The 18,947-nt window shown below is 53.8% G+C and carries 11 protein-coding genes and 1 pseudogene; 4 read left to right on the top strand and 8 right to left on the bottom strand.

Features of this window, described 5'->3' with window-relative positions; all coding sequences use genetic code 11:
* Nucleotides 1-112: 112 nt before the first annotated feature.
* From MCRY_RS19250 to MCRY_RS23650, 7 genes are all read right to left on the bottom strand, one after another.
* On the bottom strand, nucleotides 113-1,405 hold the full coding sequence (locus MCRY_RS19250; protein ID WP_085632906.1) for an HlyD family type I secretion periplasmic adaptor subunit: 1,293 nt from the start codon (nucleotides 1,403-1,405) through the stop codon (nucleotides 113-115).
* 56 nt (nucleotides 1,406-1,461) lie between these two features.
* Nucleotides 1,462-3,207, bottom strand: a complete 1,746-nt coding sequence (locus tag MCRY_RS19245) for a type I secretion system permease/ATPase (protein WP_085632904.1) — start codon at nucleotides 3,205-3,207, stop codon at nucleotides 1,462-1,464.
* Nucleotides 3,208-3,539: 332 nt separating this feature from the next.
* Nucleotides 3,540-3,740, bottom strand: coding sequence for a DUF6447 family protein (locus MCRY_RS19240; RefSeq protein ID WP_085632902.1), 201 nt, complete (start codon nucleotides 3,738-3,740; stop codon nucleotides 3,540-3,542).
* A gap of 139 nt (nucleotides 3,741-3,879) precedes the next feature.
* Nucleotides 3,880-9,738 (bottom strand): DUF4214 domain-containing protein, encoded by a 5,859-nt coding sequence (locus MCRY_RS19235; protein WP_085632900.1) that lies wholly within the window; start codon nucleotides 9,736-9,738, stop codon nucleotides 3,880-3,882.
* Nucleotides 9,739-10,094: 356 nt separating this feature from the next.
* Nucleotides 10,095-10,838: a sulfotransferase family 2 domain-containing protein gene (locus MCRY_RS19230; protein ID WP_176234530.1), complete on the bottom strand. Its 744-nt coding sequence runs from the start codon at nucleotides 10,836-10,838 to the stop codon at nucleotides 10,095-10,097.
* Between the two features lie 23 nt (nucleotides 10,839-10,861).
* Nucleotides 10,862-11,773 carry a hypothetical protein gene (locus MCRY_RS19225; protein WP_085632896.1) on the bottom strand — a complete coding sequence of 304 codons (912 nt, stop codon included), beginning with the start codon at nucleotides 11,771-11,773 and terminating at the stop codon, nucleotides 10,862-10,864.
* A 22-nt stretch (nucleotides 11,774-11,795) separates the two neighbouring features.
* Nucleotides 11,796-11,927 (bottom strand): zinc ribbon domain-containing protein, encoded by a 132-nt coding sequence (locus MCRY_RS23650; RefSeq protein ID WP_425320139.1) that lies wholly within the window; start codon nucleotides 11,925-11,927, stop codon nucleotides 11,796-11,798.
* Nucleotides 11,928-12,102: 175 nt separating this feature from the next.
* Here MCRY_RS23650 and MCRY_RS23435 point away from each other — a divergent pair.
* The 3 genes and pseudogenes from MCRY_RS23435 to MCRY_RS19205 all read left to right on the top strand — a co-directional run.
* Nucleotides 12,103-12,276: pseudogene (locus tag MCRY_RS23435) on the top strand (transposase); the annotation flags it as partial.
* A 451-nt stretch (nucleotides 12,277-12,727) separates the two neighbouring features.
* A complete protein-coding gene (locus tag MCRY_RS19210) occupies nucleotides 12,728-13,387 on the top strand; it encodes a ParA family protein (protein WP_085632891.1) in 660 nt (219 codons plus the stop codon).
* A gap of 2 nt (nucleotides 13,388-13,389) precedes the next feature.
* Nucleotides 13,390-13,692 carry a chromosome partitioning protein ParB gene (locus MCRY_RS19205; RefSeq protein WP_085632889.1) on the top strand — a complete coding sequence of 101 codons (303 nt, stop codon included), beginning with the start codon at nucleotides 13,390-13,392 and terminating at the stop codon, nucleotides 13,690-13,692.
* Nucleotides 13,693-13,773: 81 nt separating this feature from the next.
* On the opposite strand, the gene MCRY_RS19200 is transcribed toward MCRY_RS19205, so the two are convergent.
* The gene (locus MCRY_RS19200; protein WP_176234529.1) at nucleotides 13,774-17,043 is read right to left on the bottom strand and encodes a glycosyltransferase; all 3,270 of its coding nucleotides are present in this window, start codon (nucleotides 17,041-17,043) and stop codon (nucleotides 13,774-13,776) included.
* A 118-nt stretch (nucleotides 17,044-17,161) separates the two neighbouring features.
* On the opposite strand from MCRY_RS19200, the gene MCRY_RS19195 reads away from it, so the two are divergent.
* On the top strand, nucleotides 17,162-18,586 hold the full coding sequence (locus MCRY_RS19195; protein WP_138487841.1) for a glycosyltransferase family 4 protein: 1,425 nt from the start codon (nucleotides 17,162-17,164) through the stop codon (nucleotides 18,584-18,586).
* The last annotated feature ends 361 nt before the right edge of the window (nucleotides 18,587-18,947 follow it).

Below are 18,947 nucleotides of genomic sequence, written 5' to 3'. Positions count from 1 at the left end.
AGACCAAGTACAAGAGATGCCCGGCTTGGTCCGTCACGCGGAAAGCCGGGCATGAGATCTGTACGCGCTCTTCGGCCCCGGACAACCCGCCGACGGCGCCTGGAGCGAGACGTTATTCTTCGATCATACTTTTGCGCACGGCATCCATCAACGGGGATACGATGAAGTTCGCCACGGTGCGCTCGCCAGTTGTTATGATCACATCCACCGGCATGCCTGCAGTGATACGATCCCGGATTTCTTCGGGGATGTCATTCTCATCCACCGCGACACGCGCCAGAAAGTACGGCGGATCATTGGGATTGTCCGGAGTGATAACATCCCCCGACACGCTCTCCACCGAGCCCAGCATGATCGGCGTCAGCTTGGTCTTGAACGCAGTGAAGCGCACTTCTGTAAGCAGACCAGGTGCCACGTTGTCCTTGTCGATCGGCGACACGCGGGCGTTGATGATCAGCTCTTCATCCTCGGGCACCAGCTCCATCAGCACATCGCCGGGACGGATCACGGACCCGACCGTGTGCACCTTGAGGTTTTGGATGGTCCCCGACCCCGGAGCCCGGATCTCGGTTCGGTTCAGAACATCGATGGCAACCTTGCGCCGCTCCTGCAATTCGCTGATCTCGGCGCGGATCCGCTCGAGCTCGGTATTGGCTTTCTGACGGTATTCCTGGTTCAGTTGCAGAATTTGCAGGGCAGTCTCACCGATACTGGCGCGCGCCTGAGCGATCTCCGAGATGACCTTCCCGAGATTGGCCTCGATCTCGATCATCTCGTCTTCCCGCTGACTGAGCACGTTGCCCTGGATGAGACCACGGCTTTCTCCGTCGCGCATCCGATCCAGCATTTCGGTATAGTTGTCGATGCGGCGCTGGAAGGCAGATTTCTGCAATTCCAGACCTTCGATTTGCACCTCGATCTGTTCCCGGCGCGCCCGCAGGATATCTTCCTGTGATTTAAGGATCGACCTGCCTTCCCGGAAGAGATCGGTCTGGTCGTCCCTGACAGCCACCACCACTTGATTGTCTCCGGACACAAGGTCAGCTGGGAACACGACGTCAGGCGCCAGCTTCCGCTCCGCCAAAAGCCGCGCCTCAATCATGCGCGACACATCCAGACGGGTGGACAGAACCTCGAGATTGGACTGCGCTTCGACGGCGCTCAGGCGCAACAGGATATCCCCCTGCTCGACTGTATCCGCCTCGGCGACGAGAATGTCTTCGACAATCCCGCCTTCGAAATGCTGAACCACACGCCGATTGCCTTCCAGAGAGATGATGGCAGGCGCCACAACGGCGCTGTCCAGTTTGGCAACGGCTGCCCAGCTTCCCAAGACCCCGAAAGTCAGAAAGATAAGGACGTAGCCCGCAAGAGCAACGGGTTTCGGGCTAGGTTTCTTCACCATTTGGCATCAAGCTCCTCAAGAGCGGTACGTGTTGGTCTGATCCAGGGACGTATGTGTCATCCGCGGGACGTGTCTGTCATGTTGACAATGGCCGGTGTCGGTTTGGCGGCGGGCCCGTCATTATTGGGCTGGCCTTGCTGCGCCTGACCAAAAATCTCACGTGTTGGCCCAAACTTCTCGACCGCTCCGTTCACCAACATCAAAGCTTTATCAGACAAGGCCAGTAAGTTGGTCTTGTGTGTGACAAGAACCACGGTTTTGCCACGCTTCTTCAACTCCTGGATACATGCGATGAGCGCCTGTTCTCCCATCGAGTCGAGATTTGAATTTGGCTCATCCAATACGATCAGGCTGGGTTCGCGGAAAATTGCCCGCGCAAGTCCGACACGTTGGCGCTGCCCTCCAGACAATGCGTTCCCACCATCCCCTACATCGGTATCGTAGCCATCACTCAGCGTCTGGATCATGTCATGCGCCCCCGATAGCGTCGAGGCAGCGACAATTTCACTGTCCTGAACATCATTCAGAAAACGCGAGATGTTCTCTGCGACAGAGCCACGAAACAGCTTCACGTCCTGCGGCATATATCCCATGTATCGACCCAGCTGGTCCGGGTCCCAGTGGTGCAGTTCGGTTCCCTCCAGGCGGACTGCTCCGGATGCGGGTTGCATGGCACCAACAATGTGCCGCACCAGGGTTGACTTGCCCGATCCACTCGGGCCAATGATCGCCAATATCTCTCCTTGTGTCACGCTGAAGGAAACGCCCTTCAGAAGAGCGGTTTTTGTCCCGGGAGCTGTGGCAAAAAGATTTTGCACCGCGAGGTTACCCTTGGGAGCCGGCAGCTGCATGCGATCTTCTTCGTCATCAAGCGCGGCGAAGATATCCGTCAGCCTCTTGTGCGCTTGGCGGGCTGCAACAAACTGCTTCCACTGTCCAACAGCCTGCTCCACTGGCGCAAGGGCACGGCCCATAACGATCGAGGCGGCGATCATGATGCCGGGTGAGATTTGTTGATGGATCGCCAGGTAGGCGCCAGTGCCCAGAATGGCAATCTGCAAGGACATGCGTACGAACTTGGTGGACGCCATGATCGCCCCGGCCCGCCCGCTCGCCTTTGCCTGAGCAGCCAGCACATCGTCATGTTGTTTGAGCCACCGATTGGTCAGCGGTTTTTCCATCCCAAGCGCACGGATCACTTCTGCGTTCTGAACCGTCGTGTTGACGAAATGCGCAGCACCGATATTGGCGTTACCCGCATCCTGCAAAAGACCGCGCGTCGCAAATTCATTGGTCAGCGCCAGAACGAAGATGATCAGCGCACCACCGGTCGCCACGAAACCCAGCCAAGGATGGAACGCGAAACAAAGTGCCAGGAACAAAGGCACCCAAGGTGCGTCGAAAAACGCGAGGATCCCCTGCCCCGTCAAGAATTCCCGAACCCGATCCACATCCTGCAGCGTTGCATGCGCACCCGAGTTCGGCGCCGCAAGCTGCTTGCGCACAACACGATTGAAGGCCGGGTTCGCCAGCATGTCGTCGAACTGCAATCCTGCCCGCACAAGCATCTTGGATCGTATGAATTCCAGGAACCCGTAGGTGATCAGCAACAACACCGCGATGCCGGTGATCATCAGAAGCGTATTCTCGTTCCGGCTGGCCAACACGCGGTCATAGACCTGAAGCATGTAGAGCGGCCCGACAAACATGAGCAGGTTCGAGAAGAAACTGAAGATGACAGTGGCAAAGATGATCGCCTTGAACCGGCCATACGCTTTTGCAAGGGGTGACGTTGCTTCCATGGAGCTGGGCCCTTTCACAAATCGCAGATCGACGAAAAAAATTGTTCGCCCATCCCGATTTTACCACGTGAATTTGTACACATATCGGTCTCTTAAAGCAATTCGCATCATCTCTACGAGCAAACGAACAAGCAAGCCAGAAATACGTGTACATATCTTAGACCAATGCTCAGACGTCTTTACCTGAACAAATACCCCTCTGTGAGGGCCGCCGATTGGCGTGGAATGTGCACATCACAAAGTGACTGGCGGTTCGACCTACCTGAGCCCAGACACCATCTCGACACCGGACCATCCCAAGCCTTAGATAGGCATCATTCGTACTCGCTTAATTACGCGTTCTTCGGGAGTTCAGCCTGCAAGGCTTTTGCGAATGTGTTCCGAGCAGTTTGTGCAATGGCTTGCTGCTGCTTGAGGCGCGCAATCTCCTGATCAACAGCCCGCAGGTTGTTAACTTGAGTTCTGGCAGCCGAGGAGAGGCTATCCAATGCATATTCTTTACCGTCGATGGTCACTTTGGGAGTGCCGGTCATGATGATCACCTTTTGAAGTGAGGATAGAAGTAACAGGATAACGCAAAGGTCACACCCTTCGCACGCTTGGAAAGCAAAACCCCCGACGAAAGCCGGGGGTTTAAATTTTATCTCCCCCTTAGAAGGAGTAGCGCAACGCTTAGAGCAAGAAGTTATCTTCGAACAGAGACGTCACACCAGACAGTTCCACTTGGAAGTCAGACTCTTCAATGAGACCATTGCCATCCGTATCCACAACCAGAAGGTTCTGGCTGGAGATGAAGACAACCTCATTATTAATACCAGTCAAGGCATTCTCGGCTTCCAGTGCTGTTGTGAAGTTAAACTGATTACCGGCAGCAACCCCGTCTCCATCAGCCAAGCCGGCACCGACAAAACCACTCAAATCAATCAAGTCGCCTTCATCAGTGTCATCAAAGCCGGCTCCATCGGCATCAGTCCCTGTAGTCACGAGAGTACCAACGTTGAACCCAGTGACAGCGTCCACTCCAGTACCACCACCAAGAACTGTCTGAGATTCTGCCTCGGTCGAGTAGATAATCGTGTCGCGACCAATGAATACCCCATTGCCGGCATCATATGTACCTGTCGAACCACTCAGATCAATGGAGTCTGAACCTTCCCCACCATCAACAGAGTCGTTTCCAGTACCCGTGACGATCAAGTCATCACCATCACCACCGAAGAGATTATCATCACCATCACCACCGTCAATGGTGTCATCACCACCATAGCCATAGATGGTATCGTTGCCCACATCTCCACTCAGAACGTCGCCAGCGCTTTCGTCTGCGATGACAGCCGCTACACCGTCTACATCATCTGTAACACTTGGAGGTGTATTTGCGTCTGCACCGGCGGCTTCAGCACCAGCTACAATTCCTACACTGGCATCGGTATTGTCAGTAACCGTGTCACCAACTGTTGGTGTGGTTGTATCACCAGGCAATATGACACTGCCATTCGCACTTACAGTGAATGACGTCCCATCAGCAGCACCTGTGAATGTAAGAACACCCGCAGCATCTGTAACGGTAACACCATGATTAGCCAAAATGGCCGCACTATAGGTGGTAGCGAAATTGTCAGCGGTTGTAGTCGCGTCAACATTAAATACCGCGCTATACGTGTCACCATTAATTGTAACATCAAGCTGACTACCCAGAAGCAGACCTGTGATATCCGTCTCGCTGATCTGCACAACAGGATCTTCATCAATAACACTCGATGACACGGCCATGGGATCACCAACATCATCCGCAGTGACAGTCACCGTACCATTTGAAGCCACAGCAGATGCGGTTGGTGAGTTTGTTGTGATATCAATTGCCAGAGCCGTTGCAATTGTGTCACGCGTTGTGCCATCGGCGGGGACAACATAGTCGTAGTCGACGCCGTCAACGGTAATACGCACCAAATCGCCAGCGTCATAGGTCTCGTCTGCCAACTCAACTGTAGTGACTTCTTTTACACCTGGAAAGTTTGTCGCACTGGAAGACACAGTGAACTCTTCGCCAAGATTCAGACCATTGGATGTATCAATGCCTGTAATGGTGATCACACCTGTTGCTGCATTGGTAGTTGAAGCCCCAATGTCTGCATCGGCATCTGTATCAACATCCGCGTTATTCAGCGCAGCGATCAATCCATTGGTGACATCTGCAACAACGTCTCCACCCGAAACGGTATAAGTAAAGTCCACACCATTTACGGTAATTGTGACTTCATCACCTGTATTATAGGTGTCGGCTGCAACTGTAACGGTGTTCACCATCGGAGTGCCTGCGATTACAGCCCCCGTGGCACTGCCGTAAATAGTATCATCGCCCAGTCCACCACTAATCTCATCACTCTGCTCACCACCGGTGATGGTGTCGTTGTTTTCCGACCCAGCGATCAGAAGCGAAGAATCAGTCTCGAGCTTTGCGTCAATCGTTACACCACCAGTAAGAATAGATGCAGCGTATTCGTCATCGCCAATGATACCATCGTCTGGGGTATCTGTACCGGCACCATTATCCTGATCATCGTTGGTGATAGCAGATGCATCGATGACAAACATGACGTCATTTTTCGTCCAGTCGTCAGCAGTCGTCAGCGTGATAGCACCATTATCTGCGCCAGCTGCTTGATCATAGTTGTCGACGAGTGTGATGCTGTCGAACTCCCCCGATGTACCATCTTCCACTTCAAGCTCAATAGTGCCGTCAGCAGCGGTCAAGTTGCCATCACCATTGATGATGGTTGTCGGCGCTTCATCGTTTGCAACCTTTAGTGCAAGATCGACACCAGCAAGATCAAATTCGTCATCAAGCAAGAATGCTGCGCCACCATCTGCGAACATATCAAGGCCATCCACCAGCGTGACCTGGGTGTCCTGCAGATTGCGGAGGATCAGGGCAACATTGCCTGTATCTTCGGCCACATCCAGTGTCACAGACGAAGCATCAAAATCTTCACCAATAACCACTGTATGATCGACATCGCCCATCCCAGTAAAGTTAACCGTGTCGATACCAGTATCGAACGCTTCTTCATCAAGTACGATATAGTAAGAACCAGCAATTTTGTTATTTGCTGCAGGGTTTGTCACATCAGTATCAACTTCGAGGATCTCGATCCCGAATTTATTGATCCAGACTTCATCGTTTTCAGTTTGAACGGTGTCGTCGAAACCCATACTATTGTTGCCAGCGATAACAAGAGTGTCGCGACCAGCACCCAAGTCGATCATGTCCTCATCATCAACGACATCGGCGGTCATGTTGACAAGGTCATCAGCGGTGCCCGTCATGACGTCGTAATCATTGGTAGCATCAACAGTCAGATCAACCGCTGCACCACCAGTGATTTGAATCGCATCTGCATTCACATTGACAACAGTGTATGCTTCACCAGCTTCTGTATTTGCAATAGTCAGAGAGGTTTCGATCTGAACACCCTGACCCACGAAACCATCATTGGTGCCATCAGCCAAATCTGCTGCAAGCGCTGCATTGTAGGCAGATTCCAGCTGATTGTTGATTGGATCGATATTGCGCCACTGCAGGAATGTGAGGACATTTTCATCGCTATTGGCAAAGTCATCGTCGCCGAAGCCATTCAGATCCACAGCATGCGAGCCTGAAGCAAAATTCAAAACGACATTTTCGGCCATGTAGTCGGTGTCCGCAACCTTGCCAGCTGGGAACGAAGAAGTCTCTCCCATTTCGAGGTTTAGATCGACGTTGTCCGCGCCTGCATAGGTTGCGTTCGGCGCACCCACATCCAAAGTGAATGTGTCATCATTCCCAGACGCGTCTGCCAAGTCAACGAGCAATGTAACATCTGTGACGCTGTCATCTTCCAGCAAACCACTATTCACACCTGTCGCTTCATTTGCGGACAAGCTAACAGCAACATCTTCCCGCAGGTTATTGACCACAAACTTCGTGGCCGTACCTGCCTGGTACTGCTCCTGAGAGTTCAGAACAAATTCTTCCAGCGCCTGCTCTTCGGAGACAAGATTGAGGGTTGCGAGATCACCATCGAACCGCAGCACGTCAACATTGATCTGACCGTCTGTGTCTTTGTCGTCATTTTCACTGACATCAAGGTTGGCGTCATCAATGATTTGGTTTGCAACGGTCAGGTTGAGAGTCTCGACACCATCCACATAGGTGTTGAAAGCTTCACCATTTTCATCTCCGAGAAGCCCCAAGTTAATCGCCGTGACGTTCACCACATCAAGGGCAACTACATTCATCATGTCTGCGCCCGCGCCACCATCAAGATGCGCATCGGTATCAACGATTGTTGATGCTGCATCCCCAGAAGTGGAGTCTTCTTCCTCGAACCCAGCAATGTCATCACCCGCACCAAGCATCAGATGTGCGCCTGCAAAATCTTGGGCACCACCAAGATCGACTTCGCGAGTATCAAGAGTGTCTTCGGCCAGAACAGTGGTTGATCCGTCAAACAAAACCGAAACGAGATCATTGTCAGACCCGGTGTTAATCACAGCACCTTCAGAAGCGGTATCAAACATGACGTCATCATTGCCGTCGCCAGTCACAATGCTCGCGCCGACAATGAAGAAAGTATCGTCCACATTGCTGTCCAGCAAATCACCGTTATTCCAATCACTTGCACCTTGCAGATTGGCAGCGGTTACCACATCGTCACCAGCACCCGTGTCGATCGATGCGGCCAGCGCCTCTCCAAACGAAGAATTTGCGTTGGCTTCAACATCTGCCAAAGCCTGCATGTCAACACCCGCAGCGTCGACCTCGTCGTCATCATCCCCAGTCGCGATGCTGGCGGTGCCATACATGTACAGATCAACCCCGACATAATCTTCGCCAGCATTTGTCGCAACATCACCGGCAAGACCATCATAAGCAATGATTTCATCATCTCCGAAGCCAGAGGTGACCGAAGATTCATCATCACCCAACATGTCTGCGCCCAACTGGAGATCACCAGTCATAGTGGAAGCATCTACAGTGACACCATCACCATTGTTCGTATCGCCCAGCGTGCCATTCCAGCTTGTATCGCCGTCAAGGCCATCGATTGACACATCTGCAGCACCAATAATGGTCAACTCTTGCAAGTCAGCTGTTTGAATACCATCGTTGTTGGCATCCAGAAGATTGTCTTCATCTGCCATGATCTGAACGTCAGCATTCGCCGTCAGGTTGATGAACTCAGCCCCATCCGCAACAAGATCATTGACCTCAAGAGCAGCGTCAGCAAACACATTGATTGTCTGATCCGTGTCTGTTTCCGTATCTTCTTCGGAGTTCGCACCCACGAGCATACGGTCGATATTGGAAGATCCATCGATCTGAATATTTACAGTCTCAAAACCATAACCCTGATCTTCCGCTGAATCGCCTGTTTCACCAATTGTCAGGCCAAAAGTCGAATGATTTCCACCGAGACGCGCCTGATCGAGGGTTAGATCCAGTTCATTGTCTGTAGCGGTCAGCTCATCTTCACGCCACAGGAAATGCACCTCTCCATCTGTTGTCGCGTTGGACACACTGACACTAGTTGTGGACGCCGCCAAATTATCCAGTGTAAGGGTCGTACCGGTGTCTGTAATACGGTTGACGTTCAGGTTCTTCAAACCTGTCGCATCCTGAAAATCAAGCCTTTGAACGTCGTTATCTGTCACCCTCAGATTGACTGTCTCAATCCCATTGAGCGTCGGCGCGATTTCGGATTCAGTGCCTTCCTCAGAAATTGTGCCGATGATGGCATTCAAAGTCGGGTTGTCACCTGTACCTGTCAGAACGTCTTCATCTTGCAGCGTATTGATGAAATCAGTTCCACCCGGCGTGTATGCGGGCTGCGCATTGAATACATTTGCGCTCGCAACATCCACATCGTTGGTCAGGATATATGTGCTGGCAGCCATAAATGCTGCTGTTTCAGCTTTTGCAGCAGCAACGGTCGCTGGATCATCGGTCACATTGTCAAGAACACTGCGCGCACTGTTATAAGCCGCCTCATCAAGAATGATCAGCTGCCCATTAACGACTTCTGACAACGGATTGGTTGATGTCGCGATGTTGTTATCGAGGGCTTCAGCAGCCCAGTCGAGACCCACCTCAATTTTGTTCTCCAGAAGCGCCTTGTCCGCACCTTGAGCGCCGCTGATGATGTCTACGATCACCTGGCCAATGTCGGCACCACCGATCAACTGCTGAACGTAGTAGTTGTCGAGGCCGTTCGCCGGATCCCGGCCAAGCAGATTGTTGAAAATGTCCGTCACAAGATCGAGGTAACCTTGCTGAGTGGCCAGGTTAGGAGCGCCGAGCAGGGGGTACAAACCGGTTGTCTCAGGCTGATTTCCGAACGAGGCGGCAATCTCGGTGATCGTCATGTTGCCGCTGGTGAGCTCGCCGACCCAGTAGTTCAAACCTGACGGCGCAGGTGCACGGTCAAAATACCCAACGAACAGGGATGCGACTTGCTCTTGCGGGGTCAGTGTGGACAGATCTAACGCCATGAATTTTTCCTTCAGTGTTTAGGACCCGAAAGCCCAGTTCAACAAGCAGTTACTCAAAAGCCATCTCGCTGGACAGATTTTGGGCTCGACTTGGTAATGGTGATATACGGTTTCATACAACCGGACAAGAGCATTTGTAGCGCGAATTCCATACCCACAGATGACCTTCTTTAACTGTTGAATTCTTTGAAAAACCATGTGTCGCATAAGCCACACCCCAACCTCGACTGCTGGAGCGAGCATCTTGCTGGCACACCACTCATACCGTGAGAAGAACCACGTTACGCACTTGGCCAAACACATTTTTGTTGTCGGCACGTCGCATTGGCGACCTGTGTGAAAGCCGAACCCTATCGTCAGATTCCCTCCCGGCAGGAGCGTTCGACAGCGAAACGGTAGAGTGCGGCATCAACCTGGTGAAACTCCATGAACCGGGTGCGCAACCCCCCATGGGTTTCGCCCGCCCCCGAAACAGGCCCGGTGTTTTCCATAAACACATCCAGCGGGCGTCCGATCATCTTCGACAGCCTCTCCAGATCCTGCGGAAACCGTTCCACAACACCGATGAAATCGATCTTGTGCCATGGCAGGCCGCGCAGGAACTGTGATTGATAATCCCGCAAGGCTGGATGAAAGAGGAAGTCCTCAAGGCTCCAACCCTCCGACAGGACCGTCCGGACCAGCGGGTCCGGCACTGTATGAGGATCAAACGTCTGCCAGTAGAAATAATTGGATATCGCGCGGGCAAAGGGGTCCCGGACCCAAGTGATGTAAGACGGTACACGCCACGTCATGAACCGATGATATTTGCGCGCCGGGAAATGTCCATGCACCAGCCGGCACGTGTTCGGCATGGCGTTCAGATCCTGACGGTAACGCCGCACGAGATCCAGCCAGCTTGGCGACAGCCAGGCGCGGTGTGTCTCGACCGCGCTGATACCTTGCGCGGCAATCCCGGCGTGGTCCCGAGCGTGCCGGTAGTCCAGAAAGAGCTCATCTGCGGAAAAGGCCTGCCCCAAGGCCTTGGCAAAGCTGGTGCCTGCCGTCTTTGGTATATGAACAGACACGTAAAGCATGGGATGAGCGGGAGGCCAATTCATTTTCGGGCGCAATGGCAGCATGTCTAAAGCGCTAGAATTGCGCAGGTATTTCCATGGGCTCCCAGATCGAGATGTTTTGTAAAGCGCTGCTGGGTCAGATCGAACAGCGCCAGCATGGACCCACTCTCCATTCGTGCCGCACGATCATCACTGTTAAAGCCATAACTGACAAGTAACATGTTGTCCCAACGCCCCAGTCCACGTGGGAACGGATCACCGGCCTGGCTCTTTAAGACAAAGCGCTTCAAGGCACCGTTTGCGGGATCTATCCTGACAAGTGCGGAGCCGCCGCTATCCAGACTCCAGATCGCCCCACCTGCAGCCAGGATATCGTGACAACACGTCCCGATCCCCTCGTACCATGCTGTCCGAACAGCTTTTCCACGCCTTGCAGCCGGCAAAGAGAGGCGCAGCGCGAAGCTGGGCCGGTCCCAGTTGTGGGACAAGACCAGCAGGCTCTCTTTGTCAACGCTGACCGAGTTGAAATGGTATGTATCCTTTCGCTTGGCATCCGGTCTTTGCAGATGGGCAGGGACCACCGCCTCAAGGTCGAGTCCCTGAATGCTCTTGCCCCAAATCGACCGTCTCAGAAGGAAGGGATGTCGTGCCGATGTGACAAACAGATTTTGCTGGTCGTATGTAATCTGGTGCAGATCATCGAAGGCGCTGGAGCCATAGCAGACAGGGGTGCGTATCATGCCACCCCTGGGAGATTTGACATATGCTCGAATAACGTTTTTCGGAGCGCCCAAGGTCATGGGGCGCTTGTTGATATCAAGGTTTCTCTCCACCACAAAGACACGGCGCCCTGCCTGGGCGAGCCCAAAATAAACGCCCTGCCCCTCTCGCAGAACACGTCTTTCCAGGATGTCTCCATCCGATGAAAGAGTGACCTTCAACAACCGCTTGAATGTGGAGACCAGAAAGCTGCGCATATTTCTTGACATCCTGCCCGCCCTAAAGGTCGGGCATTCCTCCTGCGAGACGCTCATGCCCGAGCGCGAGAATGTTGCGGGCAGCATTCACGTCCCTGTGGTGGACGAAGCCGCACTGATCGCATGCCCATTTTCTTGTTCCAAGCGCGCCCATACCTTTCGGACTGCTGGCCTGTATCGCCGCCCTGACCTTCGGCGTTGTCGTTGCCTGGCTGTGAAGCTTGATCAGCATATCGCTCTCCCGTCCCGCGCCTCGGTCAGAACCCAGCGTGCCATGAAAAGTGCTGACCGACGAGGGGCTATCTGATCATCCGGGATGGAACAACTGCCCTCCGAAGGTGGCTGGCTCGAAACTGGTGAACAGGCTGAAAGGCGTGTCCAGCAGGCGGCTGGCGCAAAAGTATGGTGGGCCGCACCGCTGTTTCTGGAAGGGCGTTCTTTGGTCGCCGTCATATTGCGCAGGGTCGGTTGGCGGCCCGCCGATCGCCGTGCTTCGCCAGTATTCGACGCCAGTATTCTTCGCCAGTGTACAGAGCAGCAAGAACGTCCGCTCTAACCCCACCCTGAACGACCTGGCTAGCGCGGCAGCCTGGTAAAATTACGCCATGTCCGGCGCCCTTCCTGGCAACTGGCCGCGGGATCGGACTTCTCTCGGTCATGAACGAACGCTCCAAATGACAATGGTGAGCAGTCCGATTGTCGCTGTTGGGGCGCCCCTCTATTTTTCACCAGATATTCATAACTACCAGGTATTTGCTGAAATCGGATAATTAAAATAACCGGATATTTACGATTATCCAGTATTTTTAAATACCCGATATTAATAAATACCCGGTTTTCTTATATATCCGGTAACATATTTTATCCGGTAAAATTTTTTACTGGATAAAAATAAAAATTGGATATTCTTGCTTACCTGGTTATTGTGGCAACAAGAAAATATCAGGAGGATTCATGCCGGCCATCGTCATCGCGTCACCCAAAGGAGGGGCGGGAAAATCCACGGCTGCCGTGCTTCTTGGCACAGAATTGGCGCACGAGGGCGTACCCGTAACAATGCTGGATTGCGACCCAAACAAGTCACTCACGCTGTGGGCCACTCAATCGGACCTCCCCCCCAGAATCAAAGTGCTGTCAGATATCTCCGAAGCCGATATTGTGCGCACCATCAAGGCACATGACAGCGATGGTCAGGTTGTGATCGTTGATCTCGAAGGGGTTGCCTCACGACTGGTATCCCGCGCGATCAGTCAAGCTGATCTGGTCCTGACCCCGATGCGGGCCACAACACTTGATGCGACCATTGGGGCCCGTGCGCTCCAACTCATTGCAGAAGAAGAAGAAGCCCTCGACCGCAAAATTCCACATGCTGTCATTTTCACCATGACCAAGGCGATCCAATCCAAACAGCACAAGGGGATCGAGGCATCCCTGCGGGAACAGGGCGTGGACATGATTGATCCTCCATTGATGGAGCGCGCGGCATTTTCCGGACTTTTTGCGTTCGGTGGGGACCTACATACCATGCCGGCACAGGGAAACATGGATGGCGCACGCGACAATGCGCACGCCTTTGCGATGCAGGTCTACAAACGTCTTGCGGGAGAGGACTGAAGATGTCTGAAAAGAACCCGTTCGGAATATCGATCTCACCAGCCAAGCTGCGCAGCAAAGCCAAGGACAGCAGCCCACAAACTGTCGCTCGCTCGGACGAAGCTGCAGAGAAACATGGGTTTGTAGATCGTGACGCCAAGAAGCGGCGTGGTCGCAAACCCAGCCCACGCACAGGACAAGTACATGCCAAGGTGATGCCCGATGTTGCGCAAGACATCGCCGCCGAAGCCAAATATCGGGGGGTGCAGCAAGGCGTTGTGATTGAAGAAGCCTGGGCGCTCTACAAGGCAGAAAAAGGTCTTTGAGCAGCAGCTGCGGGCAGAAATTTGACCCCGCCCTGAACGGCGGGGCCTGTGAGCAGGATCGCATGGGTCAGATCGTACCGTTCATCTGAGCGAGTGGCGCAGGCCGTTTTGCTGATCATCCCAAAGCGCCGTCATCATGCCCTTGAGGCGAGGGCCGAGCACTGCATAGGAGCGCTCAGAGAAATGCGTCCGGGACCTGTCCAGCATATCCTGCAATTCAGGGTCCAGATCCGCGCCTTCTCCCCGCATTCGGTCAATAATGGTGGCGATCCCCCGTGCCATGTCCGTCGGAGCGATCCCGGGCAGCGCTATGCAATATGGCGACACGTCCGAGAATATGTCCAACGGGGTTACAGCCACCGGACGGCCTGAGATCAAGCCGTAGCGCACCGCGCCACTGGCCGACTCCACGCTATGCTGGTACCCGAAGACGATCAGATCACACTCGGCAAGCTTTTCAAGCGCGGTTTCATCGGGCAGGAACCGTGTCTCCACCTCAACCACATCACCCAGTCCCGCATGCTTGATCTGGCTTTTGACCTTTCCGATCAAGTCTCGCGAGTCCCCGACAGGGTATTCCGCATTGATCATGCGCAGCCGCACATTGCGGCCTCCGGCCTGCAAGATCGACACGGCCTCCACCAATTCAGGCAGCCCTTTATTGGGAAGAAAGAAACCATAACTTCCGATCGTAAAGGGCGCTGTCTCAGGCTGCTTGCGTAGGGCAGGGGGGCTGATCACCGGCAACACGCCATGCGGGAAGAGCGTGACATTCTCGACAAGACCAAGATCCTTCATCCGGTTCGCGTCGCTCACCTTGTGCACCAGAATTCGGTCGCATCGCGCCAGTGCCTCTCGGATCGAGGCAAGCTGGGTCTCGGGCGGATGTGGGCTGTCATCCGTAGCATGCAAGGTCATGACCACTTGCCGACCGTCCTCTTTCAACGCCTCGATCAGCGTCGCGAGATGGGTGAAGTTGAAGAACCCGTAGTTGAATTGGATCAAGATCGTCTGCAGGTCTTCCACCCGGATTGCCGATAAGAGGTCTGATAATTCGTCATCACGACCCTGCTTCCAGCACCGTGTGATGGGTTCATCCAGAGACGCGTCTGACATGACCGGGTCTTTGGCATAGGCCGCCAAGACATGCACTGGCAGACCCAGATAGCGGATCAGATGCTCGGAATAGGTCGCGATCCCACAGCGCGCATTGTAGCTTGTCACCCATCCGACCCGCGGTGGCACTGGTTGGGGACGCGCTGCAGCGTGACGCAGAGCCGCGACACTGCGTTCAGCTACCCTGTCCCAGCCAAACCTCTCGAAAAGAGCTTCCCGCGTCTGTGCGCGCTCTGTGTCTGTCGGGGCAGGGGCCTTGGCCGCTTGCCGCATCAGTTCAGCCATATGGTTGCGATCCGGCTCCGCCCACATACTGAGACCTGTTTCCAGATGGCTCCGGGTCTGCTCAAAGCGATAGTCGATTTTCTGAACAAGTGGCAGGTCGGCAAAATCCATCTGGCCACTCCAGCCCGTGGTGAGCACCGGCTTGCCCATCAAGAGTGCTTCCGCCACAGGCAGCCCAAATCCTTCCGCGCGCGACGGGAAAACCGCGACATCACAGGCCCCGTAAAGCGTGCGCATCTGCCCGTCGCTGAGATCCCCGTCGATCAGATCGATCGGAGCCAGATCGGGATGAGTCAAACGCAGCGCTGCGATCTGATCGGCAATGTCGTTGTGAGGGTTCGGGAAACTCTTGATCAACAGCGCCACGTCATCCCGGTTTGTGAACGCCAGCGCCCAAGCTGCCAAAAGCGCATCGGCTCCTTTGCGGGGAAAACAGGAAGAGACGTGCAAGAAAAGCCGACCCGCCTGAGGTATATCATCAACCGGCTCCGGCGCTATTGTCTCAAAATGATCCACACCGTTGCCCACGGTGTAAGCCGGAACAAAAACTCCATTATCGATCATGATCTTGCGAACATGGTCTGACGTTACCGTCAGATACCGCAGCGTATCATTGAAAGATGTAATATAGTCTGGGGGAAACCCTGTTTCTTCCCACGCGTAACAGTGCAGGCCCGGCAGAGGGTCTAGCATATCACTGACCCGTGGCGGATACATGTTTCTGCTGACCGTATCGACTGGATCAAAATTGGCCGCCAGCATGGCACCAATGTCCGGATTGGCGGCAAGGAACTCAGGATCCGGATCGAATTCGCCCCGTCCCTCTGTGGATTTGAGCTGCACCTGTACGCCCTGACGCTCAAGCGCACGCGCGAACTCGCGGTTGACGAGCGCCAAACTGTAGCTGCTGTCGATCGGCCCCTCTATCCGCCAACACAGCGCATCTCGCAGGGAGACGGGGGCCCATGGCTGTGTCCGATCGATCTCAGCCACGAGACGCGATGCAGACCGTCGCGCGTCAGCCATCTTCAGACGGCGGCGCTCCCGTCGCATATCCAGCCAGTGTTTGATCTGCTTGTCGAGCTTCTGAATTTTCTTGGAGCGATAATAAAACCGGGTCTTCTTGGTTTTTTTGAGCTGGGCGATCTGGATGTCATGCATCTCGAGGCGGCTCCGAAGGCCCTCGTTTTCACGACGCAACTCACTGAGCGCCTTGTCATAGACCTCAGCCAGGTCCCGGGCAGATGGGCCCGTTGCTGTGGCAAATGCTGCCTCAATCGCCGCCATCACGTTATCAGGACCCGCTTTCTGGGCCACCAATGCGTAATCAGGACTGGCCTTGAACAGGACATCACTCAATCCTACGGCGTTCGGATCCTGCAGCTGACTTGCATTCAGACGTAGCAACTTGATCTTTGCGTAGCCTGCGTGCTCGGCCAGAAATTTCAAGACGTTGGGGGGGATAGGCGCAACATGCGTACTGTCATTGTGAAAGGTAACAGTACCGACCTCGATATTCTCAGGGTTTGGCGTTTCCAAAATGAGAAGGCCACCCGGTGCCAATGCACGGAGCCCATCGTTGACGATGGTACGCACCGCATCAAAGGGCAAATGCTCAATCAGGTGAAAGGCCGACAAGATGCCGAGGTTCTCATCCTCGGTCGAGGCAAGCGCTTCAAGAGCATCCCGTCGCTCTGCCGGAAGATCTGCAGCAACGCAATCTGCCAACATGCCTTCATCGAGATCCACGCCATAGGGGTCAAAGCCGAAACCTTTGAGGGTCTCCAGCCACTCTCCACGTCCACACCCCAAATCCAACGCTGACCTTGATATCCCACTTTGTGACAGCGGCGAGACAAAGGGACCATACCCCTGCAAACGACCAAGAATCTCGGATCGGCTCCCTCGAAAGGCCGCTTCAAAAGCATGGTAGAACGTGGTTTCTGTCATACTGCCCCTGTAGTTGATTGCGTGGGGTTCCACAATGGATCGGAGCTTGCAGCCCACCAGCTTGCCAAAGCAAGGGCAGGGGGGCATTAGACCCTCCGTGTGATTTGGGAGGTCCGACGTGCGACACGTGTTCTTCGATGTAACAAATTTGCGGGCCTACATAGAGCAACGCCGCCGCCTTTCCGGAATTCAACGGGTCACTGTAATGTTGATTGAGTACACGGCGCGCCAGATTGGTGGCGAGAAAGTATTCTTGTCGTTCCACGATGCAACAACCGATGCCTACAACGTGGTATCCTATCAAGCCATCGACACGATAGGCGGTGTGCTGTCAACAGAAGCGTTAAGTGCCGGGCTTCATCTCAAGAAACCGACTTATGTACGCCCAACCTTGGAGCGCTATGGACACAAACCAATCAAGCGAACCCTGCACGCAGCCATTCGCAATCTTAACGCTGCATTAGGGAACCACAGGCATTTTGAGAAACGCAACTCGACTCTGGAAGAATGGCAGGCATCAGCCAGAACGTCCAAAGCCACCAAGGCACCTTCTCATCCTCAGAAGCCCTTTCAGGATTTTTTTGCAGTAGCAAAGCCAGGGGATCATCTCATTCTTGCAGATGCGTCTTGGTCAACCCCGCTCAAGCCGATGAAAAAAGCACAATCTCAGGGCATTACATGCAATTTCTTGATCCACGATCTTATTCAGATCAAAGCGCCTGAACTGATTTCGGGCAACAAGCAGTCATTGATTTTTTATGACTGGCTATTTGAAACGACAGGTTTCGTTGACAGCTACCTCGCCAATTCCAAGGCCACAGCACAGGACCTTAGAGAATTCCTAAACTCTTCCGGAACAGACCAAAGGATTGATGTGGTGCCCCTCGCCACAGCCAAGATTACCACGCTGCCAGCACAGGAACGAGATCCCACTACACCGGGAAATGAAGACATGCATTCACGACTGGCCCAAGCAACCCATATTGACGATAAAATTCGCGGCCTGCTGAAACGACCTTATGTCCTATGCGTCGGAACGATGGAGGCACGTAAAAACATGTGGGGTCTCGCGCAGGTTTGGGATCGCCTACGTCATCGAGATGATATCGAACTGCCCAAGCTTGTCTTTGCCGGAAATCGAGGCTGGCTCAATGACGATTTTGACAACATGATGGCTCAGACAGGTAACCTGCATGGATGGGTGGAGAGAGTCTACAGTCCATCAGATCAAGAACTGGAATTTTTATATCAAAATTGCCTGTTTACGGCGATGCCAAGTTTTCTTGAAGGATGGGGACTGCCAGTCGGTGAGAGCCTGAGTTACGGCAAAACAGCCGTGGTGTCTGAGACCAGTTCACTACCTGAAGTTGGCGGAGACATGGTGCTGTACTTCGACCCTCATTCGATCAGCGCAATGACGGCAACAGTCTACAGGCTGCTTGCCGAGGATGGTCTGCGCAAGAACTTGGAGGAAAAAATTATGGCTGCAAAACTGCGGAGCTGGGAAGATGTCGCAGCAGACATGCTTGAAGCACTTCGTTAGTCTGTCCACACCCCAGCTACTGTTGCGATGATTTTGCATTGATGTGAGCGGCACGCTCTACGCGCCGGACACTCCCGGCTCTCTCCGTGGTTAACACCCGTAGGGAGTTAATACGAATATGTTGTTGTACTATTGGAACAGCATGACCGAGTGTGATTACACCTTCGCGTTTTTCTCTGGCATGCTCTTGACACATCTTCACGCTCAACTCTTGATGTAGATCCTACAGCGTGCTCGTTGCTCTAAACTCAGATGATATCTAGTTCCTTGGATATCAAACCGCTGTAAAACTAAACCACGCCGATCCCGGCGTGGTTTTTTTGTGACCCTTGCGATCCCGCTCGCAGGCCCCGCCATTCAG

Origin of the sequence: Marivita cryptomonadis (assembly GCF_002115725.1) — a bacterium.
In the GTDB taxonomy this organism is placed as follows: domain Bacteria; phylum Pseudomonadota; class Alphaproteobacteria; order Rhodobacterales; family Rhodobacteraceae; genus Marivita; species Marivita cryptomonadis.
The sequence above is the reverse complement of the archived record's forward strand: the minus strand, read 5'-3'. Positions and strand labels throughout refer to the sequence as shown.